General features: G+C 66.3%; 29 protein-coding genes and 1 tRNA gene. 14 read left to right on the forward strand and 16 right to left on the reverse strand.

The genetic code is table 11. The features are described from left to right. The first annotated feature begins 35 nt into the window (after positions 1-35). Complete coding sequence (locus tag Q0Q36_RS00740) at positions 36-650, forward strand: PilZ domain-containing protein (protein ID WP_293794856.1); 615 nt, start codon at positions 36-38, stop codon at positions 648-650. A 32-nt stretch (positions 651-682) separates the two neighbouring features. Here Q0Q36_RS00740 and Q0Q36_RS00745 read toward each other — a convergent pair whose 3' ends face one another. Further along, on the reverse strand, positions 683-1,324 hold the full coding sequence (locus tag Q0Q36_RS00745; protein ID WP_293794858.1) for a glutathione S-transferase family protein: 642 nt from the start codon (positions 1,322-1,324) through the stop codon (positions 683-685). A gap of 374 nt (positions 1,325-1,698) precedes the next feature. Here Q0Q36_RS00745 and Q0Q36_RS00750 point away from each other — a divergent pair, with 374 nt between their 5' ends. Then, positions 1,699-2,334 carry a transglutaminase-like cysteine peptidase gene (locus Q0Q36_RS00750; protein WP_293794859.1) on the forward strand — a complete coding sequence of 212 codons (636 nt, stop codon included), beginning with the start codon at positions 1,699-1,701 and terminating at the stop codon, positions 2,332-2,334. A 143-nt stretch (positions 2,335-2,477) separates the two neighbouring features. Here the strand turns inward: Q0Q36_RS00750 and Q0Q36_RS00755 are convergent, their stop codons facing one another. Together Q0Q36_RS00755 and Q0Q36_RS00760 are read right to left on the reverse strand one after the other, a co-directional pair. Continuing rightward, positions 2,478-3,008 (reverse strand): gamma carbonic anhydrase family protein, encoded by a 531-nt coding sequence (locus tag Q0Q36_RS00755; protein WP_293794860.1) that lies wholly within the window; start codon positions 3,006-3,008, stop codon positions 2,478-2,480. A gap of 54 nt (positions 3,009-3,062) precedes the next feature. Then, positions 3,063-3,389, reverse strand: a complete 327-nt coding sequence (locus tag Q0Q36_RS00760; RefSeq protein WP_293794861.1) for a hypothetical protein — start codon at positions 3,387-3,389, stop codon at positions 3,063-3,065. Between the two features lie 163 nt (positions 3,390-3,552). On the opposite strand from Q0Q36_RS00760, the gene Q0Q36_RS00765 reads away from it, so the two are divergent. Continuing rightward, complete coding sequence (locus Q0Q36_RS00765; RefSeq protein ID WP_293794862.1) at positions 3,553-4,272, forward strand: hypothetical protein; 720 nt, start codon at positions 3,553-3,555, stop codon at positions 4,270-4,272. Positions 4,273-4,323: 51 nt separating this feature from the next. Here Q0Q36_RS00765 and Q0Q36_RS00770 read toward each other — a convergent pair whose 3' ends face one another. After that, on the reverse strand, positions 4,324-4,536 hold the full coding sequence (locus tag Q0Q36_RS00770; RefSeq protein WP_047578697.1) for a DUF3126 family protein: 213 nt from the start codon (positions 4,534-4,536) through the stop codon (positions 4,324-4,326). Between the two features lie 129 nt (positions 4,537-4,665). Here Q0Q36_RS00770 and Q0Q36_RS00775 point away from each other — a divergent pair, with 129 nt between their 5' ends. Both Q0Q36_RS00775 and Q0Q36_RS00780 read left to right on the forward strand, forming a co-directional pair. After that, a complete protein-coding gene (locus Q0Q36_RS00775; protein ID WP_293794865.1) occupies positions 4,666-6,081 on the forward strand; it encodes a serine hydrolase in 1,416 nt (471 codons plus the stop codon). 87 nt (positions 6,082-6,168) lie between these two features. After that, positions 6,169-6,507: a hypothetical protein gene (locus Q0Q36_RS00780; RefSeq protein ID WP_293794866.1), complete on the forward strand. Its 339-nt coding sequence runs from the start codon at positions 6,169-6,171 to the stop codon at positions 6,505-6,507. Here the strand turns inward: Q0Q36_RS00780 and glyA are convergent. Continuing rightward, positions 6,504-7,826, reverse strand: coding sequence for an aminotransferase class I/II-fold pyridoxal phosphate-dependent enzyme (glyA, locus tag Q0Q36_RS00785; protein ID WP_293794867.1), 1,323 nt, complete (start codon positions 7,824-7,826; stop codon positions 6,504-6,506). The two genes, Q0Q36_RS00780 and glyA, sit on opposite strands and share 4 nt — an antisense overlap. A 125-nt stretch (positions 7,827-7,951) precedes the next feature. Here glyA and Q0Q36_RS00790 point away from each other — a divergent pair, with 125 nt between their 5' ends. Beyond that, positions 7,952-8,842: a LysR family transcriptional regulator gene (locus tag Q0Q36_RS00790; RefSeq protein WP_293794868.1), complete on the forward strand. Its 891-nt coding sequence runs from the start codon at positions 7,952-7,954 to the stop codon at positions 8,840-8,842. A 5-nt stretch (positions 8,843-8,847) separates the two neighbouring features. Here the strand turns inward: Q0Q36_RS00790 and cysE are convergent, their stop codons facing one another. Then, on the reverse strand, positions 8,848-9,696 hold the full coding sequence (cysE, locus tag Q0Q36_RS00795) for a serine O-acetyltransferase (RefSeq protein WP_293794870.1): 849 nt from the start codon (positions 9,694-9,696) through the stop codon (positions 8,848-8,850). 189 nt (positions 9,697-9,885) lie between these two features. After that, positions 9,886-10,653, reverse strand: coding sequence for an alpha/beta fold hydrolase (locus Q0Q36_RS00800; RefSeq protein WP_293794872.1), 768 nt, complete (start codon positions 10,651-10,653; stop codon positions 9,886-9,888). 117 nt (positions 10,654-10,770) lie between these two features. On the opposite strand from Q0Q36_RS00800, the gene Q0Q36_RS00805 reads away from it, so the two are divergent. The 4 genes from Q0Q36_RS00805 (at position 10,771) to Q0Q36_RS00820 (ending at position 13,706) form a co-directional block, all read left to right on the forward strand. After that, positions 10,771-11,730: a heparan-alpha-glucosaminide N-acetyltransferase gene (locus Q0Q36_RS00805; RefSeq protein ID WP_293794873.1), complete on the forward strand. Its 960-nt coding sequence runs from the start codon at positions 10,771-10,773 to the stop codon at positions 11,728-11,730. A 78-nt stretch (positions 11,731-11,808) separates the two neighbouring features. Next, positions 11,809-12,060 (forward strand): zinc-finger domain-containing protein, encoded by a 252-nt coding sequence (locus tag Q0Q36_RS00810; RefSeq protein ID WP_293794874.1) that lies wholly within the window; start codon positions 11,809-11,811, stop codon positions 12,058-12,060. A gap of 85 nt (positions 12,061-12,145) precedes the next feature. Further along, on the forward strand, positions 12,146-13,321 hold the full coding sequence (locus Q0Q36_RS00815; RefSeq protein WP_293794875.1) for an FAD-dependent monooxygenase: 1,176 nt from the start codon (positions 12,146-12,148) through the stop codon (positions 13,319-13,321). Positions 13,322-13,391: 70 nt separating this feature from the next. Continuing rightward, complete coding sequence (locus Q0Q36_RS00820) at positions 13,392-13,706, forward strand: hypothetical protein (RefSeq protein ID WP_293794876.1); 315 nt, start codon at positions 13,392-13,394, stop codon at positions 13,704-13,706. Between the two features lie 3 nt (positions 13,707-13,709). On the opposite strand, the gene chrA is transcribed toward Q0Q36_RS00820, so the two are convergent. The 3 genes from chrA to Q0Q36_RS00835 form a co-directional block, all read right to left on the reverse strand. After that, on the reverse strand, positions 13,710-15,107 hold the full coding sequence (gene chrA / locus Q0Q36_RS00825) for a chromate transporter (protein WP_293794877.1): 1,398 nt from the start codon (positions 15,105-15,107) through the stop codon (positions 13,710-13,712). Next, positions 15,104-15,937 (reverse strand): sulfurtransferase/chromate resistance protein, encoded by an 834-nt coding sequence (locus Q0Q36_RS00830; RefSeq protein ID WP_293794878.1) that lies wholly within the window; start codon positions 15,935-15,937, stop codon positions 15,104-15,106. The genes chrA and Q0Q36_RS00830 overlap by 4 nt, the downstream gene beginning before the upstream one ends. A gap of 132 nt (positions 15,938-16,069) precedes the next feature. Beyond that, the gene (locus Q0Q36_RS00835) at positions 16,070-17,332 is read right to left on the reverse strand and encodes a hemolysin family protein (RefSeq protein ID WP_367187142.1); all 1,263 of its coding nucleotides are present in this window, start codon (positions 17,330-17,332) and stop codon (positions 16,070-16,072) included. 126 nt (positions 17,333-17,458) lie between these two features. Here Q0Q36_RS00835 and Q0Q36_RS00840 point away from each other — a divergent pair, with 126 nt between their 5' ends. Beyond that, positions 17,459-18,106 carry a DUF938 domain-containing protein gene (locus Q0Q36_RS00840; RefSeq protein WP_293794881.1) on the forward strand — a complete coding sequence of 216 codons (648 nt, stop codon included), beginning with the start codon at positions 17,459-17,461 and terminating at the stop codon, positions 18,104-18,106. Between the two features lie 47 nt (positions 18,107-18,153). Here Q0Q36_RS00840 and Q0Q36_RS00845 read toward each other — a convergent pair. The 3 genes from Q0Q36_RS00845 to Q0Q36_RS00855 form a co-directional block, all read right to left on the reverse strand. Beyond that, positions 18,154-18,240, reverse strand: a tRNA-Leu gene (locus Q0Q36_RS00845). A 54-nt stretch (positions 18,241-18,294) separates the two neighbouring features. Beyond that, entirely contained in the window at positions 18,295-18,951 is a 657-nt protein-coding gene (locus tag Q0Q36_RS00850) for a DUF1190 domain-containing protein (protein ID WP_293794882.1), read from the reverse strand. Positions 18,952-18,998: 47 nt separating this feature from the next. Next, the gene (locus Q0Q36_RS00855; RefSeq protein ID WP_293794883.1) at positions 18,999-20,564 is read right to left on the reverse strand and encodes an AMP-binding protein; all 1,566 of its coding nucleotides are present in this window, start codon (positions 20,562-20,564) and stop codon (positions 18,999-19,001) included. Positions 20,565-20,762: 198 nt separating this feature from the next. Here Q0Q36_RS00855 and Q0Q36_RS00860 point away from each other — a divergent pair, with 198 nt between their 5' ends. From Q0Q36_RS00860 to Q0Q36_RS00870, 3 genes are all read left to right on the forward strand, one after another. Continuing rightward, positions 20,763-21,362 (forward strand): DUF2239 family protein, encoded by a 600-nt coding sequence (locus Q0Q36_RS00860; RefSeq protein ID WP_293794884.1) that lies wholly within the window; start codon positions 20,763-20,765, stop codon positions 21,360-21,362. Further along, the gene (locus Q0Q36_RS00865) at positions 21,359-21,730 is read left to right on the forward strand and encodes a DUF1330 domain-containing protein (RefSeq protein ID WP_293794885.1); all 372 of its coding nucleotides are present in this window, start codon (positions 21,359-21,361) and stop codon (positions 21,728-21,730) included. Before Q0Q36_RS00860 ends, Q0Q36_RS00865 begins: the two co-directional genes overlap by 4 nt. Positions 21,731-21,841: 111 nt before the next feature. Further along, a complete protein-coding gene (locus Q0Q36_RS00870; RefSeq protein WP_293794886.1) occupies positions 21,842-22,735 on the forward strand; it encodes a DMT family transporter in 894 nt (297 codons plus the stop codon). Positions 22,736-22,754: 19 nt separating this feature from the next. Here Q0Q36_RS00870 and gpt read toward each other — a convergent pair whose 3' ends face one another. From gpt to Q0Q36_RS00885, 3 genes are all read right to left on the reverse strand, one after another. After that, complete coding sequence (gene gpt / locus Q0Q36_RS00875) at positions 22,755-23,264, reverse strand: xanthine phosphoribosyltransferase (protein ID WP_293794887.1); 510 nt, start codon at positions 23,262-23,264, stop codon at positions 22,755-22,757. 122 nt (positions 23,265-23,386) lie between these two features. Further along, positions 23,387-25,189: a methyl-accepting chemotaxis protein gene (locus tag Q0Q36_RS00880; RefSeq protein ID WP_293794888.1), complete on the reverse strand. Its 1,803-nt coding sequence runs from the start codon at positions 25,187-25,189 to the stop codon at positions 23,387-23,389. 324 nt (positions 25,190-25,513) lie between these two features. Then, positions 25,514-26,275, reverse strand: coding sequence for a molybdopterin-binding protein (locus tag Q0Q36_RS00885; RefSeq protein WP_293794889.1), 762 nt, complete (start codon positions 26,273-26,275; stop codon positions 25,514-25,516). Between the last annotated feature and the right edge of the window lie 12 nt (positions 26,276-26,287).

Here is a 26,287-nt window from a genome sequence, read left to right on the forward strand (position 1 = left end):
CGCCTAGGATCGCTAGGGAATCCAGGTCGGTATTGATGTTGAGCGCCCTCAAGACGCCCCGTACGGCTGCCTACCCTGCCGAGCGCAGGCGGCATCATCGTATGAAGGTCGTGCTGTTGGGCCGCTATATGCTCCCGAACCGCATGGAATACCCCTGCCAGACGATCGACATCTCGCCCGGCGGCCTCCATCTCGCGGCGCCGGCCAAGGCCAAGCCCGGCGAGCGTGTCATCGTCTATCTCGAGCATCTCGGCCGTATCGAAGGCAGTTGCGTTCGCACCACCGCCGAAGGCTTCGCGATGACCATCACCGCGACCAGCCGCAAGCGCGAGAAGTTCACGGCGCAATTGACCTGGCTCGCCAACCGCGAGGAACTCGGGCTGCCCGAGGACCGCCGCCACGAGCGCATCGTGCCGCGCAACCCGCGCTCGACACTTGTGATGGAGGACGGTAGCGAGCATATCGTGCGCGTCATCGACATCTCGCTCTCGGGCGCCGCGTTCTCCAGCGAGCTCGACCTGCCGCTCAACACGCCGGTTCGGCTCGGAACCACGCCGGCCCGGGTCGTGCGCCGTTTCGACGGCGGCTATGCCGCCGAGTTCCGCTTCCCCCTCTCGGCCGATCTGCTCGACGAGAACCTGGAGCTCTGACGCCGCTTTCCCGGCGTCTCCCAGCCTGACCTTCAGATCGCGCGCCGTTTCATGTCCGCGGCCTTGAAGAGAGCCGCCTGGTCGGCCTGGGCCTTCCTGAAGGCCGGGCGATCGGTCGCGCGAAGAATATAGGCCTCGCTCGCCGGGCGATCGCCGAAGGCACGAACCTTCTCGACCCGCAGCACATCCGCCATCAGCAGGTCGGCCACGGTGAAACGACCAGCCGCAAGCCATTCCCGCTCGCTCAGAACCTGTTCGAGCTGGTCGAGGCGCTTGCCCATCCATCCCGTCAATTGATTGTCCGCAGCGCCGGTGACGGTCAGGAACCACCAGGGAACGGAGACCATCTCGATCGAATTGAGCGCAGCCAGAGTCCATTGCAGCGTCTCCGCTGCTCCGGCCGGGTCGAGCGGCATCAGCGTCTCGCTCTTCCGCGCCAGGTGCAGCAGCCCAGCCCCGCTCTCGAACAGCTTCACCTCGCCATCGTCCAGAAAGGGAATCTGGCCGAAAGGCTGCCGCGCGAGGTGATTGCTCTCGCGTCCGTCGAAGGGAACTGTGCGGACATCATAAGAGAGCCCTGCCTCCTCGCAGGCCCAGCGCAATCTGAGATCTCGCACGAAGCCCCAGACGGCCTCGGGCACCCAGTCGTAAGTCCAGATCGTCAGTTCGCTCATCGCCGCAAGCCTTTCCAACCCATCCGCTGGAACAATCCCCCATCAGGGGCCGACGTTCCATGCCGCCCAGCCCTATCCGAAGCGCAACAACCCGCAACCTTCGGCAGAAAAACCCGCAGCCGAGGCCGCTCGGGGACCCGTTCGCGCGTTAACGGATGCGTAGGTTAATCGTCTCTTTCAGCACAACAAACAATTAATGGTTACCAATTGGTTTTATGATCAACGCAAATCGTTACTTCCGGTTTCGAACAAGGTTGATCCTGATTTTTACTTGGGGCCAACCACGGCCGAATACATAAATTTGTACGTTTCCATTTCAGGCCGAATCCATTTGCCGCCGCGCATCGTCATCCCCGGGACAGAAAGGGGACGACATGTTTTCACTTCATCGCAATCTGATTGGTACCGCTCTCGCCGCCATGGTCGTCATGACCGGCGCAGGCACGGCTAAGGCTCAGGGTTCGGCCGGCATTCCCGTCGCGAGCCTTCCGGCCGAAGCTTCCGGCGACGCCCGGGCGCCCTATGCCTGGACAGATTTCTGCAAGCGCATGCCGTCGGAATGCCGCGTCGACACCCGCGAGGCCGAGCGGATCACGCTCGATACCAAGCACTGGAAGACGATCGTCGGCGTCAACAATACCGTCAACCGCGAGATCGAGGCGATCACGGACGAGGACCATTGGGGCGTCGTCGACCGCTGGGACATCCCGACCGATGGCAAGGGCGACTGCGAGGACTACGTGCTGCTGAAGCGCAAGCGTTTGGCCGAGGCCGGCCTGCCGCGCCGCGCCATGCTGGTCACCGTCGTGATCGATGAGGAGAATGCCGGCCATGCCGTGTTGATGATCCGCACCGATCGCGGCGACTTCATCCTCGACAACAAGCGCAACGCGATCCTGCCCTGGAGCCAGACCGGCTACGTCTACGTCAAGCGCGAGTCGCAGTACCGCACGGGCTGGACCTCGCTCGGCGGCGCGCAGACCCCGACGGTCGCTTCGGTGCAGCGTTGATGAAGAATGCCGCAGCCCCGCTCGGGCCGCGGTAACGAGGACGGCGAGGCTCGGTCACGTCCCCACCCACCCGTCCCCAAGGATCGGGTTTCGCCAAGGGCCGGCTTTCCTCAACGGGGAGCCGGCCCGCTTCGTTTGGAGCATCAGTCCAGTCGTTCGAGCCCGGCCGCGAATTGCCGCCAGCGCCGGACATAGGCCTGCGCCGAGGCGGTGATTCCTTCCGCCGCCTTGTCGTCGAGCGTCCGGATCGCGCGCGCCGGCGAGCCCACGATCAGCGAATTGTCGGGGAATTCCTTGCCTTCCGTCACCAGCGCATTCGCGCCGACAAGGCTGTTGCGGCCGATCTTCGCGCCATTCAGCACGGTCGCGCCCATGCCGACGAGGCTGTTCTCGCCGATCGTGCAGCCATGCAGGATGGCGCGGTGGCCGATCGTACAATTGGCGCCGACCGTCAGCGGATAGCCCATATCGGTATGGAGCACGCAACCTTCCTGAAGATTGCTGCCCTCGCCGATGGTGATCCACTCGTTGTCGCCGCGCAGCACGGAGCCGAACCAGATCCCGACGCCTTCAGCCAGCCGGACCCGGCCGATGACATGCGCATCGGGCGCGAGCCACCATTCGCCGGCTGCGGCGGTTTCAGGCCTGGTTCCATCGAGCGCATAGAGGGGCATCGGCTTGTCCTGACGGTTCGAGGCGTCAGGATTGCAGCCCGGCGGGGCCGGCCGTCAAGCGCCGAGGAAACGCAGCAGGTCGAGCACGACGCGACCGGAGACCAGGCTCCAGATACCGGCGCTCAGGCCCGCGAGCATGAGGAAAGACAACGGCCGCCCGTCACCCTGTCGGCCACGCATCGTATTGCGCAGGATCAGGAAGGGCGCGCTGAAGATAACCACCGGCACGCTGGCCACGGCAGCGAGCCCGCCGGTTTGCAGCAGCTTGAAATCGGCGCGCCGCCTCGTGAACAGCTCGAACGCACTGGCAAGCAGGCCGGCAAAGGCGAAGCCGAGAAACAGCGACTGCAACGCCTCGACGGCGGAAGGCTGGATGGTCACGAACGCAAACTCTCGACCCGAGCGACGGCCGAACCTGCCGCGCGGCCGGCGAACTGTGAAGGACAGAGTTTACCGATGGTTAACCGTAGCGGCGCGGTTATGGTTTACGCCCCATTAAGCCGTCAGTGATTCAGTGGTTGCCACTTGAGTACAAGGCACCGGAATGACCGCATCGCTGCCCTATCATCGGCCCAGCCACCAGGCCGCCCATCTGACTTCCATGGTGCGCATGCGCCTGCAGCAGCACGCCGCTCCTCTGCCGCGTGCGGATGGTGCCTTGCTGAAGGCGGTACTGTTCATCCTGATGGCGGGCACTTTGGCGACCGCCCTCGCCGTCTATCTCACCCATCGCCGCGACGAGCCGATAACGGCGCCGCAGCCGGCCCGCGTCGGTGATGTCGCATTGATGATCCCGAAGGACCTCACCGGCGTGGATGACGAGGGCGATACGAGCCGGCTCGTGGGCATGGTCCGCCTGCGCCTGGATTGGCCGAGCCTTGGCCCGGCCCAATTGGACAAGCGCAAGCGGCTGCTGATCACATTGAGCCCGCCCGACAAGGTCAACGAGCCGGCCCGGCAGCTCGCGACCTATGCCCGCTTCCTGACGCCGACAGTCTGGTCGAATCCCGGCGGCCTCGTGGTGCGCGGCTTCCGCAAGGGTTCGCCTTTCGAGAACGACGAGTTCTACGTCTCCGTCCCCGACGGAAAGGGCTTTGCCGCACGCTGCCCGATCGACACCGGCTCCGGGCTCGAGGAGCCCTGCCGCATCACCTTCCAGCATCGCAGCATGGATGTGAACATCCGCTTCCCCCGCGCCATCATCGCCGACTGGGCGGTGATGCTGGGAGGCGTCAGGCGGACCCTCGACGGGCTGATCCGCTGACGCTTCGAGGAAGCCGGCTCGGCTTCCTCCCAATAGCTGTGGCTGAGCGCCTCAGTCCTCGAGATCGACGTCGAGGATCGCCATGGTGAAGTTGAACGAGCGGTCGCCATCCTCGTCATCGACATGGATGATGCCGATGAACTCCTCGCCCAGATAGACCTCGGCCGAGTCGGTCTTCTTCATCCGGGCGCGCACGCTGATGGCGTGGTTGTTGAAGGTGCGGCGCAGATAGCCTTCCAGCTTGGCGAGTTCTGTCTTGTCCACGGTCCTGGGTCCTTTCGAATTGGCCGGGAGCGATGCCACGACGGGCCACGAAGGGCAAGCGAAAGCAGCCGCTGGAACATGGCAGGCCCCACCCAGCCGGTGGTTGTGGATGCCAAGCGGAATCGTGCCATGTTCGCGAACTTCCGGAACCGTGACGGACTTGAGATCATGAAGCCGTGGCTTGCCCCCGCCCTCGACTATGTCGCGACCTGGCTCGATTTCCAGCGCAGTCTCCATGACCAGCCGGGTTGCGCCGTGGCGATCGCCGATGGCCACGAGATCGTGCTGGAAGCCGCCTTCGGTAGCGCTGACCTCGCGACCGGCGAGGCGCTGACGCCGCGCCACGGCTTCCGCATCGCCTCGCATTCGAAGAGCTTCACCTCGGCCGGCATCCTGCGCCTCGTCGACGAGGGCCGCCTGCGGCTCGACGACGAGGTCGGCAGCCTGATCGACGGTTTGCATCCCGAGATCGCCAAGGCCAGCGTCGGCCAGGTCCTCTCCAACAGTGCCGGCCTGACCCGCGACGGCCCCGATGCCGGCCAGTTCCTTGATCGCAAGCCCTTCTGCAGCAAGGCGGAACTGCTCGCCGATCTCGCCAAGCCGCCGGTCTTCCCCGGCTCGCAGCGCTTCAAATACTCGAACCACGGCTTTGCCCTGCTCGGCCTCGTCATCGAGGCCGTGACCGGACAGAGCTACAATGAGTGGATCACCGACGAGGTCATCGCCAAGGTCGGCCTCACCGAGACCAAGCCCGATATCGGGCTCTGGGGCCAGCGGCCAATGGCGAAGGGTCATACCGGCAGGCAATTGCTCGGCCGGCGCATGGTCATCCCGGCCGACAATCATTGCCATGCCATGGCGTCCGCCACCGGCTTCGTCGGCACCGCCGCCGATGTCGCACGCTATTTCGCGCAGCTCTCGCCCCATGCCGAGCACAGCATCCTCTCGGCCCGGAGCCGCCGCGAGATGACGCGCCGCCTCTGGCCTGACGACGAGGCCAGCCTCGGCCGCCATTACGGGCTCGGTACGATTTCCGGCGGCGAGGGCGACTGGCGCTGGGCCGGCCATTCCGGCGGCTTTCAGGGCTTCATCACCCGCACCGCCACCTTCCCGAAGCAGGGCCTGACCGTCTCGGTCCTGACCAACGCGATCGATGGCCTCGCCCATCCCTGGCTCGACGGCGTCGCCCATATCCTCAAGACCTTCGCCGAGCGCGGCGGCCCTTCAGCCGAAACACGGGACTGGACCGGGCGCTGGTGGACGCTCTGGAACGCGACCGACCTCGTCCCCGTTTCCGACCGCGTACTCTGCGCCGCCCCGGCCCTGTTCACGCCCTTCCTCGACGCCGCCGAAATCGCGATCGAGGCGCCCGACAGCGGCCGCATCGTCCGCGCGTCCGGCTTCCACAGCCCCGGCGAGACGGTCGCGCTGGAGCGCGAAGGCGGGAAGGTTCGTTCGGTCAGACTGGCGGGCTCGCGCCTGCTCAGCGCGGACGCCATGCGCGCCGAGATGGAAGCCCGGTACGGCGGGTCAAAAAGCGCTTAAACACCTGCGCTCGGGTCGAGGCACCCGAGCCATTTCGCCACGCATTCGCCGCCTTCCGGTCGCAGCCTCTCCCGTGAGGGCTGGCCGATGCGCGTTCTTGCCTCGATGATCGCTGCTGTTCTGATCGCGGGAGCGATGCCGGCTTGCGCCCATCAGGCGCCGAGCGGCTGGGATTACCCGTTCTATTGCTGCTTCGACTCCGACTGCTCCCCGATCGACGCCCGGGCCGTGCGGGAAGTCCCCGGCGGCTTCGTCGTGACAATCATGCCCGGCAAGCATCCAATGTGGCCGAGCGAGCGCAAGCAGCCGTTGAGGCTCGAAATCCCGCAGGACCAAGCCAAGCCATCGCCGGACGGCCACTGGCATCTCTGCATCGATGATTCCGGCGAACTGCTGTGCTTCTTTGCGCCGGGGAACGATTCCTAGCGCATGAAATGCAGGTTCCTGAACCGGCCGCGGAAGGCGGTCACGTCCTTCGCCACCGCCTCGGCCGGACGCGAGCCGTTCAGCCCCTCGGCGATATAGCCGGCGAGCTCCGGCATATCGGCCGCCGTCATGCCGAAGCGGACGATCTCGGGCGTGCCAAGCCTGAGGCCGTTGACGTCGCCCTCGACTGCCGGCAGCGGCAGGCCGATGCCGCAGGACAGGATATTGACCGCGCGCAGTCTTTTCGCTGCCGCCTGCCCCCCGCCATAGCCGGCCGCCTCGATCGCGAACTGATGCGAGGTCGTCATGCCCCGGTCGCGGGCGAAGACGGGCACCTGCCGCTCGGACAGCGCCTCAGCCAGCGCTTTCGCGGTCTTCGCCATTTCCTGCGCATAGGCGCGGCCATGCGCCTTCCAGTCGAGCAGCGAGACAGCGAGTGAGGCCGATTTGGCCGCGTCGAAATTGGCGGTGAGGCCGGGATAGGCGATGGCATCGAGCTTCCTGGCGATCTCCGCGTCATTCGTCACGATCAGGCCCGAAGGCGGACCGCCCAGGCTCTTATAGGTGCTCATCGTCATCAGATGGGCGCCTTCCTCCAAGGGCTGCTGCCAGCCATGGCCAGCAATCATGCCGGACATATGCGCCGCGTCGAACAGCACGATCGCCCCGACCTCGTCGGCAATGGCCCGGATCTCGCGGATCGGATGCGGGAAGAGATTGAGGCTGCCGCCGATCGAGATCAGCTTCGGCTTGAGGCGTAGCGCGTCCGCCCGCAACTTCTCGACATCGACGGTGTAATGCACCGGATCGATCGGCGCGGGATGCGTGACGATGCCATAGAGCCCGGCCGCGCCGGCGCCGTGATGGGTGACATGCCCGCCGATCTCGCCGGGCGGCGCGATGATGCAATCGCCGGCCTTGGCCGCCACCATGAAGGCATAGAGATTGGCGATAGCGCCGGAGGGCACGCGAATCTCGGCATATTTGGCGCCGAAGACTTCAGCCGCGAGCTCGGCAGCGATGATCTCGATCTGCTCGATCGCCTCCAGCCCCATCTCGTATTTGTCGCCGGGATAGCCAAGCGAGGGCCGCGCCCCGATCCCCGCCGAGAGCAGCGCCTCGGCCTTCGGGTTCATGACATTGGTCGCCGGGTTGAGATTGACGCAGTCGCGCTCATGGATGGCCCGGTTCTCGGTGGCGAGCGCATCGATCCGCGCCGCGATCGCATCGAGCGGCTGGCTCGCCGTCTCGCCCGCGACCTTGAGCACATAATCCTCGCTCGCCTGCGGAACCCAGTCGCGCCTGCCCAGTGCCGTCATCTCGCTCGTCTCCCGAACCGACCAATCCCGCATTGACGCCATAACAGCGGTTTGCCCGCCTGCTTGCAAACGAGTATTCATCGCTCGCAGGCTGAGGAATTCTCAGCCTGGACGGAGAGAACGCCTTGCCGGTCAAGCCGCCACGTCCGCGTCTGCCCTCGCTCAATGCCTTGCGCGCCTTCGAGGCTGCGGCGCGTTTGGAGAGCTTCGCCAAGGCGGCCGACGAGATCGGGGTCACGCCCGGCGCCGTCACCCAGCAGATCAGGCAGCTCGAAGCGACATTGGGCTTCGCCGTCTTCCGCCGCCTGCCGCAAGGCGTCGCGCTGACCGAAGCGGCCCGCGAGGCTCTGCCACGCCTGACGCGCGGCTTCGACATGCTGGGACAGGCCGTGCAGGCCCTGCGCGAGGCCCAGCCCAACCGCCCGCTCGCCATCGCCGCCCTGCCCTGCATCGCCCAGCTCTGGTTGTCACCGCGCTTGCCGGCGCTGCAGGTCGCGTTCCCGGATTTGCAGATCTCGATTTCAGCGATGGAGGAACCGCCCGATCCGCAGCGCGATCCCTATGATCTCTCGCTGTTCTATCGGGAGGTCGCACCGCACAGTGACGGAGTTCAGCTCGATGCCGACGCGATCCTGCCAGTCTGCACGCCGGCTCTCGCGGCAAAGCTCGCAAAACCGGCCGATCTTGCCGCGCTAACACTGCTGCATGATGCGGTCTGGTGTGGCGACTGGGCGCGCTGGCTCGCCTTCGCCGCACCCGGCGCCAAGAGCGACCCAAGCCGTGGCCCGGCCTTCTCGCTTTACAGCCTAGCGCTCGATGCCTGCCTGTCGGGCTCAGGCGTGCTGATGGGGCGGATGAGCCTCGTAAGCCCGCATCTCGCGGCGGGCAGGCTCGTAGCGCCCTTTCCGCAGGCGATGCCGACGCCGGACCGATTGACGCTGGCGATAGCGACAGCAACCGGCGCGCATCCGCGCCGGGCCGAGATCATGGACTGGCTCGCCGGCTCGTCCGGCTGAGCGCGTCAGATATAGGAACCGCAATCGCCTGTGAGGGTCTGATCCATCGAGCGCGACGGCTCGGCACAGCCCGCCTCCCCGACCACCTTAGCCGGCACGCCCGCCACGGTCTTGTTGCGCGGCACGGGCTGGAGCACGACCGAACCGGCCGCGATTCGGCTGCACTGGCCGACCTCGATATTGCCGAGGATCTTGGCGCCGGCGCCGATCAGCACGCCCTTGCGGATCTTCGGATGGCGATCGCCGCCCTGCTTGCCGGTGCCGCCCAGCGTGACGCTGTGCAGCATCGAGACATCGTCCTCGATGACGGCGGTCTCGCCGACGACGAGGCCGGTCGCATGGTCGAGGAAGATGCCCTTGCCGATCCGCGCTGCCGGGTTGATGTCCGTCTGGAACACCTCGGAGGAGCGCGCCTGCAGGTAGAGCGCGAAATCGCGCCGGTCCTGCTTCCAGAGCCAATGCGCCAGACGGTGGCATTGCAAGGCATGGAAGCCCTTGAAGAACAGAACCGGCTCCAGCACGCGGTAGCAGGCGGGGTCGCGGTCGAGCACGGCCATCACGTCGGCGCGCATGCCGATGCCGATCATCTCGTCGCTGGCCATCGCCTCGGCAAAACCCTGCTCGATCAGGTCGGCGGTGACGGCGGGGTGGCCGAGCCTTGCCGCGACGCGATGGGCGACCGCAGCCTCGAAGCTCGGCTGGTTGAGGACGGAAGCGACGATCAACGTGCCGAGCGCCGGCTCGGCGGCGACGGCCGTTTCCGCTTCCGTACGCAAGCGGGACCAGACGGGGTCGACCCGGTCCAGTCCGGTGGCGAAGTCGCGTGCTTCCACGACGGAGCGCCCTGACGGCATGATCATTCTCCGAAAAGGGTGGTTCGGCGAAAGGACAGCCTAGCCCAAAGCAGGCGTCCGCATCAAAAGCTCAGGCCGAACCGACGTTGAATCGAAAAGCGAGGCAGCGGAATCAGATTTTCAGGGAAGATCGACAACACATTGGCGTCGCCCGTTTTTCCGGTTTGCCTCTCGTCACCGCGGAGGTTCTCACAAACGCGCGAGGAAGTCGAGGACGGCCTGCTTGTGGCTCTTGTCGCCGACCGCGAGATTGTGGTCGCGCCCGACGATGTCGAAGGACACGGCGCCCGGAATGAGCTTCGCCAGTTCGGGACCCGAACCGGAAACATCGTCCTTGGTACCGACGCTGATCAGGGTCGGAACGGAGATCTGGCCGACCTGCTCTGCGGTCAGCGTCTGGCGCGAGCCGCGGATGCAGGCGGCCAGCGCCTTGAGGTCGCTCTTGGTCTGTTCGGCGAAGGCACGGAACATGCGCTGCATCGGATCGGTGAGAACATCGAGCGAGGGCGCCTCCATCGCATCGGCGATGCCGAGCGGCAGCCCGACGCCCTCGACGAGATGGATGCCGAGCCCGCCGAGCAGCAAGGCATCGAGTCGGCGCGGATGCGCCAGCGCAAGATGCGCCGAGATACGCGCGCCCATCGAATAGCCCATCACCGCCGCCCGCGGAATGTCGAGATGGTCCATCAATCGGCGCACATCCTCGGCCATGACCTGCGAGGAATAGGCGGCGGGGTCGTAGAGCTTCTCGCTCTGGCCATGGCCACGGTCGTCGAGCGCGACGACGCGATACCCGGCATGGGTCAGCGTCTTCGTCCACTGGGTATTGACCCAGTTGATCATGTGCGAGGAGGCGAAGCCGTGGACCAGCACGATGGTGCGGTGCTTCGGCTCGTCAGCGGTCGGCGCCATGTCGATGAAGGCGATCTTCACGCCGTCGGAAGAAAAGCTCTGCATGCGGGTCTCGGATCGCAAGATCGGAACGGTCATCCTTCCCTGCCATGGCCGGGGGGATTTGGGTACCCGCCATGGCGCGGCTTGCTTATGAGCGCCTGCCATGATGAACGATGATGCATGAGCCAGCCTGCGCCCCGCGAATCGTCACGCCTCGCTATCGTCGATATCGCTCGCGGCGTCGCGCTGCTGGCGATGTTCGTCTACCATTTCGCCTATGATCTCTCGAATTTCCGGCTGATCGAGACCGATATCGTCGCCGAGCCGGGCTGGCGGCTGTTCGCACGCGGCATCGCCGGCACCTTCCTGACCATCGTCGGCTTCAGCCTCGTCCTCGCGACGCGCAAGGGCCTCGACCTCACGGCCTATCTCAAGCGCCTCGCCATGGTCGCGGGCGCGGCGGTGCTGGTCACGCTCGGCACCTGGCGGTTCATGCCGGGCGACTTCATCTTCTTCGGCATCCTGCACCATGTCGCGGTCGCAAGCGTGCTCGCCCTGCCCTTCCTGCGCCTGCCGATCATCGTCGTCGCGCTCGCGGCGGTTGTCGCCTTCGCGCTGCCCTCCTTCGTCGCCCATCCGCTGCTTGACCAGCCCTGGGCCGACTGGCTCGGCTTCTCGCGCGCGCCGATCCAGACGGCCGATTTCGTGCCGGTCTTCCCCTGGTTCGGCTGCGTGCTGAGCGGCATCGTGCTGGCCCGACTCATCCTGCCGCGTCTGGCCGGCACCGCGATCGCCGGCTGGCGGCCCGGCAACAAGGCGACCCGAATCGTCGCCTGGGGCGGGCGCCACAGCCTGCTGGTCTATCTCGTCCATCAGCCGCTCTTCATCGGCGCGCTGATGCTGGCGACGCAGGTCGTCTCCCCGTCCTCACCGGAGGAGCGTGCCTTCCGGAACGAATGCCAGCGCAGTTGCGCCGGCCCCAATGCTCCCGAACAGGTCTGCCGGATGGTCTGCGCCTGCACCGTCGATGGCCTCAAGCGCGAGCAGCTCTGGCAGAAGGCGCTCGACAACCTGCTCTCGCCGCAGGAAAGCGCCCGCATGACGGAGCTCGCTCGCGCCTGTCTGCGCGACGGACGCTGATGCAAATCGCGCACTGGCTTTAGAGCGGCTCACGCGATAGGTTGTGCCGCAATTCCAGGCTTTCGAAGAGCGACGACCATGGCCGCGACCGGCATCCCGCATTTCCACAACGACCTCGGCGTCCCCGTCATCAAGGTCGGTGCGCATGAGTTCATGTGCATCGGCGCCAAGCCGCCCTTCGATCATCCGCATGTCTTCCTCGACATGGGCGCGGACCACGAGATCATCTGCCCCTACTGCTCGACGCTGTTCACATACGAGCCGTCGCTGAAGGGCGCCGCCTGCATCCCGCCGGAATGCGCCTACACGGATTCGGCCAAGGCGGCCTGAAAGAGCCAACTTCATCGGGCGCGCGGGTTCTGAGGGGCATCCGCGCCTCGTCTTCCATCTCCGTCGTCGAAGGCGTTCGATACCCGTGTCCGCTCCTCATTTCGTCATCGCCGGCGCCGGCATCGGCGGCCTGACCATGGCCCTGTCGCTGGCGCGGCGCGGCATCGCGACGACCGTCGTCGAGAAGCGTACCGGCTTCGGCGAGCTGGGCGCCGGCCTCCAGATCACCTCCAATTCCGGCCGCGTGCTCGATGCGCTGGACCTCGCCTTGCCGTTGAAGCGCGTCAGCGTCTCCTCCCACGGCCTGATGATCCGGCGCTGGGCCAATGGTGCGCGGGTGCTGGAAATGCCCTCCAGCCCCGAGCGCATGCCGACGCCGTTCCGCATGATGAAGCGCAACGACCTTCATACCGTGCTGCTTGACGCTGCCCGCGCCATGCCCAACATCCGCCTGCTGGTCGGCCGCGGCGTACAGGAAGTCAGCCAGGACGCGGACGGAGTCACGGTCGCGCTCGGCGGCCAGAATGGCGAGGCCATCTCCGCGCTGGGCCTGATCGGCGCGGACGGCCTGTGGTCGCGCGTGCGCGATCTCACCGGCGATGCCTCGCCGCCCGTCTTTACCGGCTACGAGGCCTGGCGCGCCGTGGTGCCAGCCCGCGCCGGCGACAAGCCACGCGTGACGCTGCATATGGGCCCCGGCCGGCACGCCGTGCATTACCCCGTGGCCGCTGGCAGGGAGATCAACCTCGTCGTCGTCCGCCAGGCCAAGGAGGCCCGCGAGGGCTGGTCCCGCGATGGCGACCGCGCCATCGTGACCGAGCATCTCGCCGGCGCCTCCCAATCGCTGCGCGATCTCACCGGCGCGGCCGAAGGCTGGCAGGTCTGGTCCTTGTTCGACCGCAAGCCGGCCGCCATGGCCAGGGGCCGGATCGCGCTGATCGGCGACGCCGCCCACCCGATCCTGCCCTTCCTCGCCCAGGGCGCCTCGCTCGCCATCGAGGATGCCGCGGTGCTCGCCCGTCTGCTCGCCGACACGCTCGGCCGCGAGGGTGCTGCCGGCGTTCCCATGGCCTTCGCCGCCTACGCTGCCGCTCGCGCCCAGCGCGTCGCCCGCGTACAGGAGGAAAGCCGGGGCAATGGCCGCAACTACCACATGGGCTGGCCGCTCAGCATCGCCCGCGATTTCGCGCTGAAGCGGCTCGGGCCGGACGGCCTGCGCAACCGCTATGGCTGGCTCTACGACTGGCAGGATGCGGCCTGAGCGCGCACCCGACCTCGCCAAAGCCGCAATCGCTCCCTATCTCTGCATTCAAGGGAAGGGACCGAACCACATGATCCGCGTCAATCTCTACGAGCAGCTCAATGGCCGCGCCCGCGCTGTGCCGCGCTGGCAGGCCTGGCTCGCCATGGCAGCGAGCCTCGTCGTCGGCGTCACGCTGTTCCTGCTCGCTGCAAGCCTCGCGCTCATCCTGATCCCGGTCGTGCTGGTCGTTGGCGCGATCGCGGTCTGGCGCCTCAAGGCCAAGCTGAAGGCGGCCGGCATCGACCCCGCCAACCCGTTCGCAAACCAGCCGCGGCAGCCGGATCGCGTCGAGGTCATCGACGCCGAATACCGCATCATCGAGCCGGACGAGCCGCGCCGCTGAGGCTTAGAATCCGCCCTTCAGCGCAACGCCGGCAACAGCACAGATCGCCAGAACCGGCATCATCCCGAGCTTGAAGCGCAGCAGCGCGACGGCCGCCCCGGCTGCCAGCACGGCCGCGCGCCAATCCAGCGAGGTCAGGACCGGCACTTCGGGGCTCATGCCGAGAATGGGCAGGCTGTAGACCTCGCGAAAGAGGACGTGCAGCCCGAACCAGAGCGCGAGATTGGCGATAACGCCCACCACCGCGGCGGTGATCGCCCCGAGCGCCGCCGAAATCGCCCGGTTGCCGCGCAAAGCTTCGACATAAGGCGCGCCCAGGAAGATCCAGAGGAAGCAGGGCGCGAAGGTTACCCAGACCGTCAGCAGCGCCCCCAATCCGCCGGCGACGAGCGATGGCAGGCTGCCCGGTGCCCGTAACGCCGCGAGGAAACCGACGAATTCGAGCACGAGGATCAGCGGTCCCGGCGTCGTCTCGGCAAGGCCGAGCCCGTCCAGCATCTCGCCGGGAGCCAGCCAGCCGAAGCCCTCGACCGCCGCTTGTGCAACATAGGCCAGCGCCGCATAGGCGCCGCCGAAGGTCACGACCGCCATCAGGCTGAAGAATCCGCCGATCTGCGTCCAGACGCTGGAAGAACCAGCCACCAGCCAGAACAGGGCGACGGGCCCGAGCCAGAGCGGCAGCCAGGTCATCAGCACGCGCGCTGCCCGTCCCGCTGAAGGCTTCACATGGTCGAGCTCTCCGCGCTCAAGCAGGCCATCGAGCAACCCGGCTCTCGCAGCGTCCGCGGCGCCACCCGCACCTGCCTTGCCTAACCAGCCAGGCCGGATGCGGTTGCCGACCCAGCCTGCGAGGGCCGCCAGCAGGACGATCAGCGGGAAGGGCAACTTGAACAGGAAGATGCCGGCGAAAGCGGCGACGGCGACGCCCACCATCGCACCGGTCTTCAGCGCCCGCCGACTGATCCTGAGGCCCGCCTCGATGACGATGGCCAGCACCGCCGCCTTCACGCCGAAGAACACGCCGTCGATCAGCGGGACGTGGCGCCAGGTCACATAGAGAATGCTGAGGCCCAGCATCACCAGTGCGCCGGGCAGGATGAACAACAGTCCCGCGATCAGGCCGCCGATCGTCCGGTGCATCAACCAGCCGATATAGACGGCGAGCTGCTGCGCCTCCGGTCCGGGCAGCAGCATGCAGTAGTTCAGCGCATGGAGGAAGCGATCCTCGCCGATCCAGCGGCGTTCCTCCACCAGCTCCTTGTGCATCAGCGCGATCTGGCCGGCAGGTCCGCCGAAGGACAGAAGCCCGATCTTCGCCCAGATGCGGGTCGCCTCGCCAAGCGTCGGCAAGCGGTCCGCCGATTGCACTGCCATCTCGGCATCCGTTTCCACGGCGCTCATCGCTTCGCCTCCCCGGCCGGCTTCGGCACGGGCCAGTTATGGGTTTCCTCGCCCGCGTCACGGCACCAGCGATAGAAGGCGTCATAGAGCAGCATGCCGGCCTCGAGTTGTTCGAGATCGTGCTTGTACATGCGCGACAGCCCGAGCGAGGCTGCGAGCAGCCCGGCAGCCTGTGGCTCGGCCTCCAATGTCGCGGTATCCGCTGCCCGCACGATCCGCGCCAACCTGTCGAGCGCCGGCGAAGCCAGACGGAATTCCGCGATCATCGTGTCGAAGGTGCAGAGCGGCCCGCGATGGCTCCAGAACACGCCATCGATATCGAAGGGCGTGGCCCCGAAGCGATCGGCCACCGCCTCGACCTCGGACGCTGCAACGAAGAGGAACACCGCCTGCCGATCGATGAAGCGTCGGATCAACCAGGGGCAGGCGATGCGATCGATTTTCGGCCGCGCCCGCGTCACCCAGACGCTGCCGCCGGACGGGCCCGGTGGCGGCAAACGTTCCGGGGAGAAGGTCAGCCCGCCGGCCTGGCGCCAGGCCTGATGCCCGCCTTCGAGGCTCTCGGCCGCTATGCCGCGATGGCGCAACCAGGCAGCGACGCCCTCACTGAGCTTGAGACCCTGGTGGCAGACGACCGCCACCCGGCGTTGGCCGGCATAGTCAGCTGCCCAATCCGCGACGGCGCGGTAATCGTGGCGAACCGAGGCGGGCAAGAAGGTCGGATCGGCGGCGACATCCTCGTCGATGCGGACATCGATGATCGCCGGCGCATCGGGAAGGCCGACCAGCCGTGACAGCTGGGCGACCGTGATCTGTTCGTTGGAAGACATGGCTTGCGTCCATCCCGAAGTGAGGAAGTTGGACGCGAACATTGGGCCTAAGCCTCACGGGGTGGTCGCGATGCACCCCTTGGCGACGACTACACCACGGAGGCTCCGCCGGCGTCAACGCCGGCGGTGGCCTCACTCGATTCGGCTGACCAGGATCTTGTCGATGCGGCGGCCGTCGAGATCGACGACCTCGAAGCGCCAATGGCCCTTGTCGAAGCTCTCGCCGACATTCGGCAGATGGTTCATCTCGGCCAGGATGAAGCCGGCAACCGTCTGGAAATCGGCGTCGCGCGGGATCGGGATGCCGAGTTCGTGCGAGAACTCGTCGACCTGCATCCAGCCGGCCACGAGATAGGAGCCGTCGGCGCGGGTCACGATTGCCGGCTCGTCCTCTTCCTCCTCCTGGAAGGCGCCGATGATCGCCTCCAGCACGTCGCCGGGCGTAATGATGCCCTCGAAATGACCGTACTCGTCGAAAACCAGCGCCATATGCACGCGGCTGGAGCGGATTTCGCGCAGCACATGCAGCGAGTCCGCCGTGTCCATCACGATCGGCGCCTCCTGCACCAGCGCGCGCAGGTCCTGCGTGTCGCCGGACTGAAGAAACTCGATGAGATCCTTGACCAGAAGCACGCCGACGATCGCGTCGGCTTCGCCATCCTGCACCGGCAGGCGCGAGCGGCGGGTCGCGCGCAATTGCGCGCGGATTTCCTCGGCACTGTCTTCGAGATCGATGACATCGACCTCGCGGCGCGGCGTCATCAGCGCCCGGGCAGAGCGGTCGGCAAGGCGCATGACGCCAGCGATCATCTCGCGCTCGTCGCGCTCCAGCACACCGGCCGTCTCGGCCTCGGCGATGATGGTGCGCACCTCTTCCTCGGTGACCTTCTCCTCGGTCTCGCCCTTCTGGCCGAGCAGGCGCAGCACCGCCTTGCCGGAGATGTCGAGCAGAAAGACGATGGGCGCGCCGACCTTCGACAGCAGCGACATCGCCGGGGCGACGCGGGCCGCCACGCGCTCGGGGTCGCGCAGAGCGACCTGCTTCGGCACGAGTTCGCCGAGGATCAGCGAGAGATAGGTGATGACGACGACGACGATGCCGACGCCGAGCGTGTCGGAAGCGGATTGCGAGAAGCCATGCGTGCCCAGCCATTCCGACAGGCGCGCGCCGAGCGTTGCGCCCGAGAACGCGCCCGAGAGGACGCCGACGAGCGTGATGCCGATCTGGACGGTGGAGAGAAAGCGGCCGGGATCTTCCGCCAGCCGCAATGCAGTTGCAGCACCCTTGCTGCCCTGATCGCTGAGAACCTTGAGGCGTGCGCTGCGTGACGAAACCACGGCGAGTTCCGACATCGAGAGGAGACCATTGACGATCGTCAGCGCCACGACGATCAGGATTTCGGTTAACAAAACCAGCCTGCTTGCTGCGAAACCACGACATCTGGCGGCCCGCTTCCAGCCCCCTTATAGCGGATCGCGGCTCCAACGCGATGGGCCGGACGAAAGATTCGTGAGCGGATGATGAGCAAGCCCAATTTCTGGCAGCCGGCCGCCGATGCAAAGGCCGGGACCGATCCGCGCTTGCGCGCGCCTTCCGCGCAGCGCAACCGCGACGCGATCCTCGCTGTATTGAGCGACATGCTCCCGCCTTCCGGGCTTGTACTGGAGATCGCCTCCGGCTCCGGAGAGCATGCCGTGCATTTCGCCAGCGCCCTGCCCGGCCTGACCTTCCAGCCGAGCGATCCCTCGCCGGATGCGGTGACAAGCATCGCGGCCTGGACGACGGAATCCGGCCTCGCCAATATCCTCCCGCCGCTGATCCTCGACGCGGCCGCATCGGATTGGCCGGTCGCACGCGCCGACGCGATCCTCTGCATCAACATGATCCATATCGCGCCATGGACGGCGGCCGAGGGGCTGTTCCGGCAAGCGGGGCGCCTCCTGAAATCCGGCCAGCCGTTCTATCTCTACGGCCCCTATCGCCGGCCGGACCGGCCACTGGAGCCGAGCAATGCAGCTTTCGACGAGAGCCTGCGCAGCCGCGACCCGGCCTGGGGCCTGCGCGATCTCGACGCGCTCGCGGCCCTTGGCGCAACGAACGGCTTCGAGGCGCCTGAGATCATCGAGATGCCCGCGAACAACCTGAGCCTGATCTTCAGGAAGAACTGACTGCTAGCTGAGAGGCGATCACACCGCTGGAATCACTTGTGGGAAGATGGTGCGGACGGCGGGACTCGAACCCGCAAGCCTTTGAAGGCGCAAGATTTTAAGTCTCGTGCGTCTACCAGTTTCGCCACGTCCGCGGGCGAGACAGCGATAGCGGGCAGGCGCAGTTGGCGCAAGCCTCGGCAAGACGTTCAATGCGGGCGGGCGGGTTTGTACCACTCGACCCCGTCGGGATCGACATAGAGGCCGGGTTTCACGTCGGAGCCGATGGTCTTCTCCTCCATCGGGACGCGCACCGTGTCGTCCCGGTCGCCGCGCTTGATATAGGGCGCACCGCTCTGAGCGGAATGGCCGTGGTTGCCGCGGCCGACGCTGTTCACCTGGCCGATGATGCCGCGCCGCCCGGCGACCTTGTCCTGCAATTCCGTCACCGAACGTCCCGCGAAAGCGACCTTGGCCGTGCCCTCGACCACCGGCACGGCCCGGCGCGCGGCGCCTTCACCCGTCACCCGGACGCCTATGAAGCGCGGCACATAAGTTGCCCCGCCCTTGCCGAAGGATTCCCAGCCGCCGGCCGAGACGATCTGCGCGCCGCAGCGCTTGTGGCTGCGCTCGCAGGCCGCGCGCGAGCCGTAGCGCGGCGCCGCCTGCTCGAATTCGGCCCGCGCATTGCGATAGGCGAATTCGCATTGCTCCGCCGTCAGCTTGCCGGCCTCGACGCATTCGTCGCGGCGCACATAGACCGCAGGCTGGGACTGCGCGGCGAGGTCGGCCGGCCCCGTCAGCGACAGAACGGGCGCGAGGGTGGCGACGCGCAAAAGCGCCAGGGCGGAACCCGGAATCATCATGCGGCGTAATAGAATTACAATTGTGGCATTACCGCAGCGAACCAGCCTCACAGCAGCGACCTCCGCGACGCCGCAAGCTCCCGCGTCGAGCCGTAATCGATCTTGCCGTTGCCGAGCACCGGGATGGCCTGCGTCACCAGGATCGCACGCGGCACCCACAATTCCGGGAAGCCCTGCGCCTTCGCCGCCTCCTGCAGCGTCGCGCGGTCGGCATCCGGCGTCTCGGTGACGAGGACGAGCTGCTCGCCCTTGCGTGCGTCGGGCAGTGCGACGACGACATGATTCTGGTCCGGCCAGACCTTGGCGACCATGGTCTCGACCGCCGCGAGCGAGACCATCTCGCCGCCGAGCTTGGCGAAGCGCTTGGCCCGCCCGCGGATCGAGACGAAGCCATCCTCGATCACGACGATGTCGCCGGTATCGTGCCAGCCGCCCTCCGGCGAGATGATGCGGCCGGGCTGGTCGGGATCGAGATAGCCGGCCATGACGTTCGGCCCGCGCACGGTGAGCCGCCCGCCCTCATGGATGCCCTCGACAGGCTCCAGCTTGGCCTCGATGCCGGGCAGGAGCTTGCCAACCGTGCCCTCCCGGATCGCGGCTGGCGTATTGACGGCCAGCACCGGCGAGCACTCGGTGCAGCCATAGCCTTCGAGGATGGTAGTGCCATAGGGCTCCCACATCCGCCTGGTCTCGGCCTTCACCCGCTCTGCCCCGGCCACGACATAGCGCACGCTGCCGAGATCGTTCTTTTCTGCAGCGCGCGCGTACCCCTGCAAAAATGTATCGGTGGCGAGCAGGAAGGTCGCCTTCATGTCGCCGATCAGCTTCGGCACCTGCTTGTAATGCAGCGGGCTCGGATAGAGCACGACCTTCATGCCGTGCAGCAGCGGCACCATCATCCCGGCCGTCAGACCGAAAGAATGGAAGGCCGGCAGCGGGTTCATGAAGACGTCGTGCTCGGATATCGCGCCGGCCGCATGGGCGAAGACCTGCCTGGCATTCGAGACGATATTGGCATGGCTCAGCGCCACGCCCTTCGGCTTGCCCTCGGTGCCCGAGGTGAACAGGATCACCGCGGTATCGTCGGGCTGTGCTTCGTAGGAGCGGTGAACGAGGCCCGGCGCCAGGCTCTGCAAAGCGCCGAGTGCCTTGTCCAGGCTGGTGATCTCCTTGCGGACATCCTCAAGATAGACGATGCATCGCCCCTCGCCGAGCGCCGCGATCTCCTCGTCCAGCTTGCCCTGGTCGACGAAGCGGCGCGAGGTCACGATGGTCTTGAGCTGCGCCAGCTCCGCCGCCGCGCGCAGGTTGCGGACGCCGGCCGTGAAGTTCAGCAGCGCCGGCACCCGGCCATAGGCGAAGAGCGAGAACAGCGTCACCGCCATGCCCTGCATGTTCGGCAGCAGCACGCCGACATGTTCCTTTGGAGCGGTCAGCGCTGCAAGCTTGCGCCCGAGCACCAGCGCGCCGAGCACGAGCCGGCCATAGGTGATCGGCTGGCGCTCGGGATCCTCCAGCGCGATGCGGCCCTTGCCATGGCGCGCGACGGTCTGAAGCAGGGCGCGAAAGATCGTGATCCGTGCGCCCGTGGCGTCGAAGCTGGTGGCGGCCATATCTGGCGCGTCTCCCGGTCGGCGTTTCCTCTGCAGGTCAAACTAGTGGGATCGGTACTGGTTTCAAAGCCGGTCTGGCCTCCTTCCGATTCTTTCACAGAGGGAAAGTCAGTCGGCATCAGGGTCGATAAATTTTATCCGGATCATATTGTAATAAATAATTTACCCGGATAATAATCCCGCAATCAAGGAGCCCCGATGTCCCAGCCGACACCCCATACCGCCTTCCGCGACACCACCCGCATCGCCAGCGGATCGCTCGCGACCGTCGCACTGGCCGTCAGAACCACCCTCGCGATGGAGCCCACAGCCGCGATCCTCGTCTTCGACGATGCCACCGGCAAGGTCGTCGATCTCGACCTGCGCGGTAGCGATATCGAGATCGCGGCGCGCTACACGCCCAAAGGCAGCGAGACGGGAACCGCGAATGACGACGCCCCGCGCGGCCGGGGGCGCCCGAAGCTCGGCGTCATCGCCCGCGAAGTGACCTTGCTGCCACGCCATTGGGACTGGCTTGCCCTTCAGCCGGGCGGCGCCTCGCAGGCCCTGCGACGCCTCGTCGACGACGCGCGCAAAAGCGATGGCGGCCGCAGCCAAACACGGGCGGCGCAAGAACGCGCCTACGCTTTCATCGCGACGATGGCGGGAGACCGCGAAGGTTTCGAGGAAGCCTCCCGCGCCCTCTTCGCCGGAGACGATGCGCGCTTCGCCGAGCACAGCCGAAGCTGGCCCGCCGATATCCGAGCCTATGCGCGGGAGTTGATCACTGGCCCCGCCCTCCCGGAACCGACGCCGTGACCGCCTATCTCGCTCCGAGCTGGGAAGCCGGCCGCGATCTCTTCCGCCGCAACATCGTCGGCGAGGTCGTGATGCTCAATCTCCTGCGCTTCCGCGACATCGCCGACTATGCCGCCACGCCGGAACTGACCCCGACGGGAGCCATGCTCTTCATCGGCGAAGGCGGGCCGTTCTTCATCGGCCCGGAGAACGAGCGCTGGGACCGCGCGATGCTGGTTCGGCAGTCCTCGGTGCAGAACTTCATCGCCTTCGCCAGCCATGAGGGCTATCTCGCGGGTTACGGGCATCGCCTGGCAGCCATAGAGGATTCCCGTTTGCTGCCGCTGGTCGCGATGGCCCCGCCTTCGGCAACCGGCGTCGCGGCATAGGCGCAACGCCGGGGCGGGCTGCGCCCGGCGCCATTGCGGCGCTTCATGCAGGCGGGCATAGCAGCGCCGTCGCTCAACCGCCTGCATCGCTTTGCCGAAAGCCGCCTATCCATGATCTCCCGCACGCCATGGCTCGGCATTCTCTGCGGCCTGCTGACGTCGCTCATCTGGGGCGTGCAGTCGGTCGTCTCGCGGCACGCCATGCTGATCGATATGACGCCGGCCGACGTTACGATCCTGCGCTTCGTCTCGGCCGCGGCCGTCCTGCTGCCCTGGGCGCTCAGGCACATGCGCCCCTTCCCGGTCGGCTCGCTCGGCTGGCCGCGCGCCTGGGTGATGGCGCTGTTGATCGGCCCGCTCTACAGCCTGATCCTGGTCGGCGGGGCCCACTTCGCCCCCGCTCTGCATTCCTCGATTATCTCGCCGGGCCTGATCCCGGTCTTCACGGCCTTGCTGATCTTCCTCGTCACCGGCGAGCGCGCCGGGCGAATGCGGCTGGTCGGCCTCGGCATCATCGTGCTCGGCATCGGCGTCTTCTCGCGCGATGCGCTCGCCTTGTCCCCATCGCGGCCCGATGCCTGGATCGGCGACCTGCTCTTCGTCCTGATCGCCTTTCTGTGGTCGATCTTCGGTCTGCTCGCCCGGCGCTGGGGCGCAAGCTCGCTGGAGATCACGGCGGCTTCATGCATCCTTTCGGTGCCGCTGCTCCTGGTCGTGGCGCTGACGCTGCCGATCCACATGGCGCGCGTACCCTTCGCCGAGATTCTGCTGCAGGCACTCTATCAGGGCGTTCTGGTCGGTGTCGTCGCGCTCTATCTCTACGCCCGCACGGTCGCAACGCTGGGTGCGGCCAAGGCAACGCTGTTCCTGCCGCTGGTTCCGGTGGCGACAGCCGCCGCCAGCGCGCTGCTGCTGGCGGAAACGCCCTCGCCCACCGAGCTCGCCGGCATGGCGATCGTCGTCACCGGCATGCTCATCGCGTTCCGCTCACCCTCGACGGGCTGAGACGAGCGCAGGTTACTGCTCAGCCCTTATGGCCCTTGGCGATTGGCTCGACATAGGAGAGCCCCATATCCCAGGGGAAATAGATCCAGGTGTCCTGGCTGACCTCGGTGATGAAAGTGTCGACCGTCGGCACGCCCGCCGGCTTGGCATAGACCGTGGCGAAATGCGCGTTCGGCAGCATTTCGCGCACGACGCGCGCAGTCTTGCCGGTATCGGTGAGGTCGTCGACCACCAGCACGCCCTTGCCCTTGCCGTCGCCGATCGCCTTGATGTTCGGGGCGATGTCCTTGAGCACCTTGAGCTCGGTCTGGTTCTTGTAGTCGTGATAGCTCGCGACGCAGACCGTCTCGATCATGCGCAAGCCGAGCTCGCGGCAGATGATCGCCGCCGGCACGAGGCCGCCGCGGGTGATGCAGACCATCGCCTCGAAGGGGCCCTTCTCGGCGAGGCGCCACGCCAGCGCGCGGGCATCGCGATGGAACTGATCCCAGGAAACCGGGAAAGCCTTGTTCGAGGACGGTTCGGCCATGGACAGCGCTCCGGACTTGGCCCGGCGCGAAACGGCGCCGGTTTCAGACCGAAAAGCCTATCGGCGCGCGCCTGACAAGAGGCACGCGCCGAACATCCCCAACCGAGCATCGATGAATCGCGTCAGAATTCGGACCAGCCGTCCGCCGTGCCACCGCCGGCCACCCGCCGACCACGCATCACCGGCGCCGCGGCGCGGGCCGGCGCGGCAGGGGCGGAATGGACCAGTTGCGGCGCAGCCCTGTGCCGGTCACCGCCAAGCTGGAAGGCGGAAACCATCGTGCTCAGCGCCGCAGTCTCCTGCTGGAGATCGCGGGCGACCTTGGCGCTCTGCTCGGCGAGCAGCGAGTTCTGCTGCGTGATCTCGTCCATATGCGCCACGGTGCGGGCCATCTCGTCGATGCCGTTCGCCTGCTCGGTCGTCGCCTGCGAGATCTCGCTGACGGTAGACGCGACCTTGGAAGCAGCGCCGACGATCTCGCCCAGCGTCGTTCCGGCATCCTTGACGAGGCCGACACCGGCTTGAATCTGTTGCGCAGAATTCGCGATCAACGTCTTGACGCCATTGGCGGATTCACTGCAGCGAGCGGCCAGCGCCCGGACCTCGGTTGCCACCACCGCGAAGCCGCGCCCGGCATCGCCGGCCCGCGCCGCCTCGACTGCGGCGTTCAGCGCCAGCAGATTGGTCTGGAAGGCGATCTCGTCGATCATCGAGATGATCTCGGAAATCCCGGACGAGGCCTGTTCGATCCGCCCCATGGCAGCGACCGCCTCGGTCACGATGGCGCCACCGCGCGCCGCGACCTCGCTCGCCTCGTTGCCGAGCTGGACCGCCATCTTCGAATTGCCGGCGCTGTGCTTGACCGATGCTGCGAGCTCTTCCGTCGTTGCCGCAGTCTCTTGCAGGCTCGCCGCATTGGCTTCCGTCCGCTCGGCTAGTTGCTGGCTGTCGGAGGTGATCTTGAGCGAGGCGCCGTCGATGCGCGCCGAGATGTCGCGGACCGTGCCGACCACCTCCGCCAGCGTGTCCAGCAGGTCGTTGACGCCCGCGCAGAGCGTGGCGACCTCGCCGGTCTTGCCGTCGAGCGGCACGCGGCCGGTGAGGTCCTTGCCCTTGGCCTGGTCGATCACCGCGCTCGTCTCCTTCACCGCGGCTTCGAGTTGCTTGCCCTTGAAGGTGGCGGTGATGTCGGAGGCGAACTTGACGACCTTGTAGGGGCGGCCCTGCGCATTGAGGATCGGATTGTAGCTCGCCTGGATCCAGATCTCCTTGCCGCCCTTGCCGATACGCCGATACTGACCGGCATCGTATTCGCCATGGCCCAGGCGTTCCCAGAAGACGCGATAGGCCGCCGACTCGCGTTCGGCCGGATCGACGAACATGCGGTGGTGCTGCCCGACGATCTCGGCGAGCGAATAGCCGAGGACGCTGAGGAAATTCTGGTTCGCGGTCAGAATCTTGCCGGTGAGATCGAATTCGATCACAGCCTGCGCCTTGTCGATCGCGGCGCGCTGGCCTTCGAGATCGGCAAGGCGGTTCTTCTGCTCGGTGACGTCGAAGGCATATTTGATGACGCCGACCGGCTTGCCGCCGGCACCGATGATCGGGTTGTAGCTCGCCTGGATCCAGATTTCCTTGCCGCCCTTGCCAAGCCGCAGATACTGCCCACGCGAGAATTCGCCCCGGCCGAGATCGGCCCAGAACTGCTTGTAGGCGGGGCTGGCCTTCTCTTCGGGCGTGACGAACAGGCTATGATGCTGCCCCTTTACCTCGGCCAGCGTGTAACCCATCGCTGACAGGAAGTTCTCATTGGCATCCCGAATCGTACCGTCGAGATCGAACTCGATCCGCGCCTGCGATCGGTTGATCGCATCCAGCTGTCCCGCGGCATGCCGGTTCGAGAAAAGGCCGGAAAAGAGCGGCATCGAATCCCCCCTCAGCGCAGCCAGCGCACGGGGCGCGTGTGCCAGCGTCGTCGTGAAAGCCGTGATCGGACACCCGCTACGCGAAGACGCGACCGGGGAGGCCGAATGCTTTCCGGCCACGCCCCAAATATCGCCGCAACTCGTTTATGAATGGTTGATACTTATAATTTAGTACAACTTAGGGTAGAAATACCCGGCGAAAACGTTGCGTCATCATTGTTCAACACCACAGAAAATTGCGCCCAGTTTAGATTGGCGACCTCAAAAACATCGGCAATCGATCAAGTTGTAGGAAAATCGCAAAAGTTGCAGCATCAACCTTCATCAAGCTGATTTCTGCTTCTCCCTGGCAACCATCGCCTTCACGGCTGCCATTGCCGCGAGCAGTTTGTCTGAATCGCGAGACCTGACGACGATGTTCGTGTCGGGGCCGGTTTCCGACCAGAACGGATAAGAGCCGATCGAGACCGCCGGGTGCGCATGGGCGATCTCGGCGAGGGGGCCGCCGATATCGCCCTCGCGAAGCCCGGTTTGCACCGTTTCCGACAGCATTCTCGCCCCCGTCCGAAGCGTCGGGCCGATGACGTCGAGCATGGCCTGCATGATCGCGGGCACGCCGGCCATCACGTAAACGTTACCGATATGGAATCCCGGCGCCTTGGAGATCGCATTCGCGACCAGATCGGCCCCGGCGGGAATCCGCGCCATCCGCATGCGGGCCTCGTTCAGTTCGGCAGGCGAGAAGCGCTCGGACAGCATGGCGACGGCGCGGGGATCGTGGTCGATCGTCACCCCGAAGGCGGCGGCCACCGCATCGGCCGTGATGTCGTCATGGGTCGGCCCGATGCCGCCGGTGGTGAAGACATAAGTGTAGCGACCGCGCAGCGCGTTCAACGCCGCGACGATCTCCTCGGAAACATCGGGGACGACACGGACCTCGCGCAGATCGATGCCGATATTGGTTAGGTACTCGGCGATATAGCCGATATTCTTGTCCTTCGTCCGCCCGGACAGGATCTCGTCGCCGATCACGAGGATCGCGGCCGTGACGATGGTGGCGGAAGAACGGGGTTCGTTGGCGGACATGGCGGCGCTCCT

Source organism: uncultured Allobosea sp. (genome assembly GCF_945957345.1).
In the GTDB taxonomy this organism is placed as follows: Bacteria; Pseudomonadota; Alphaproteobacteria; order Rhizobiales; family Beijerinckiaceae; genus Allobosea.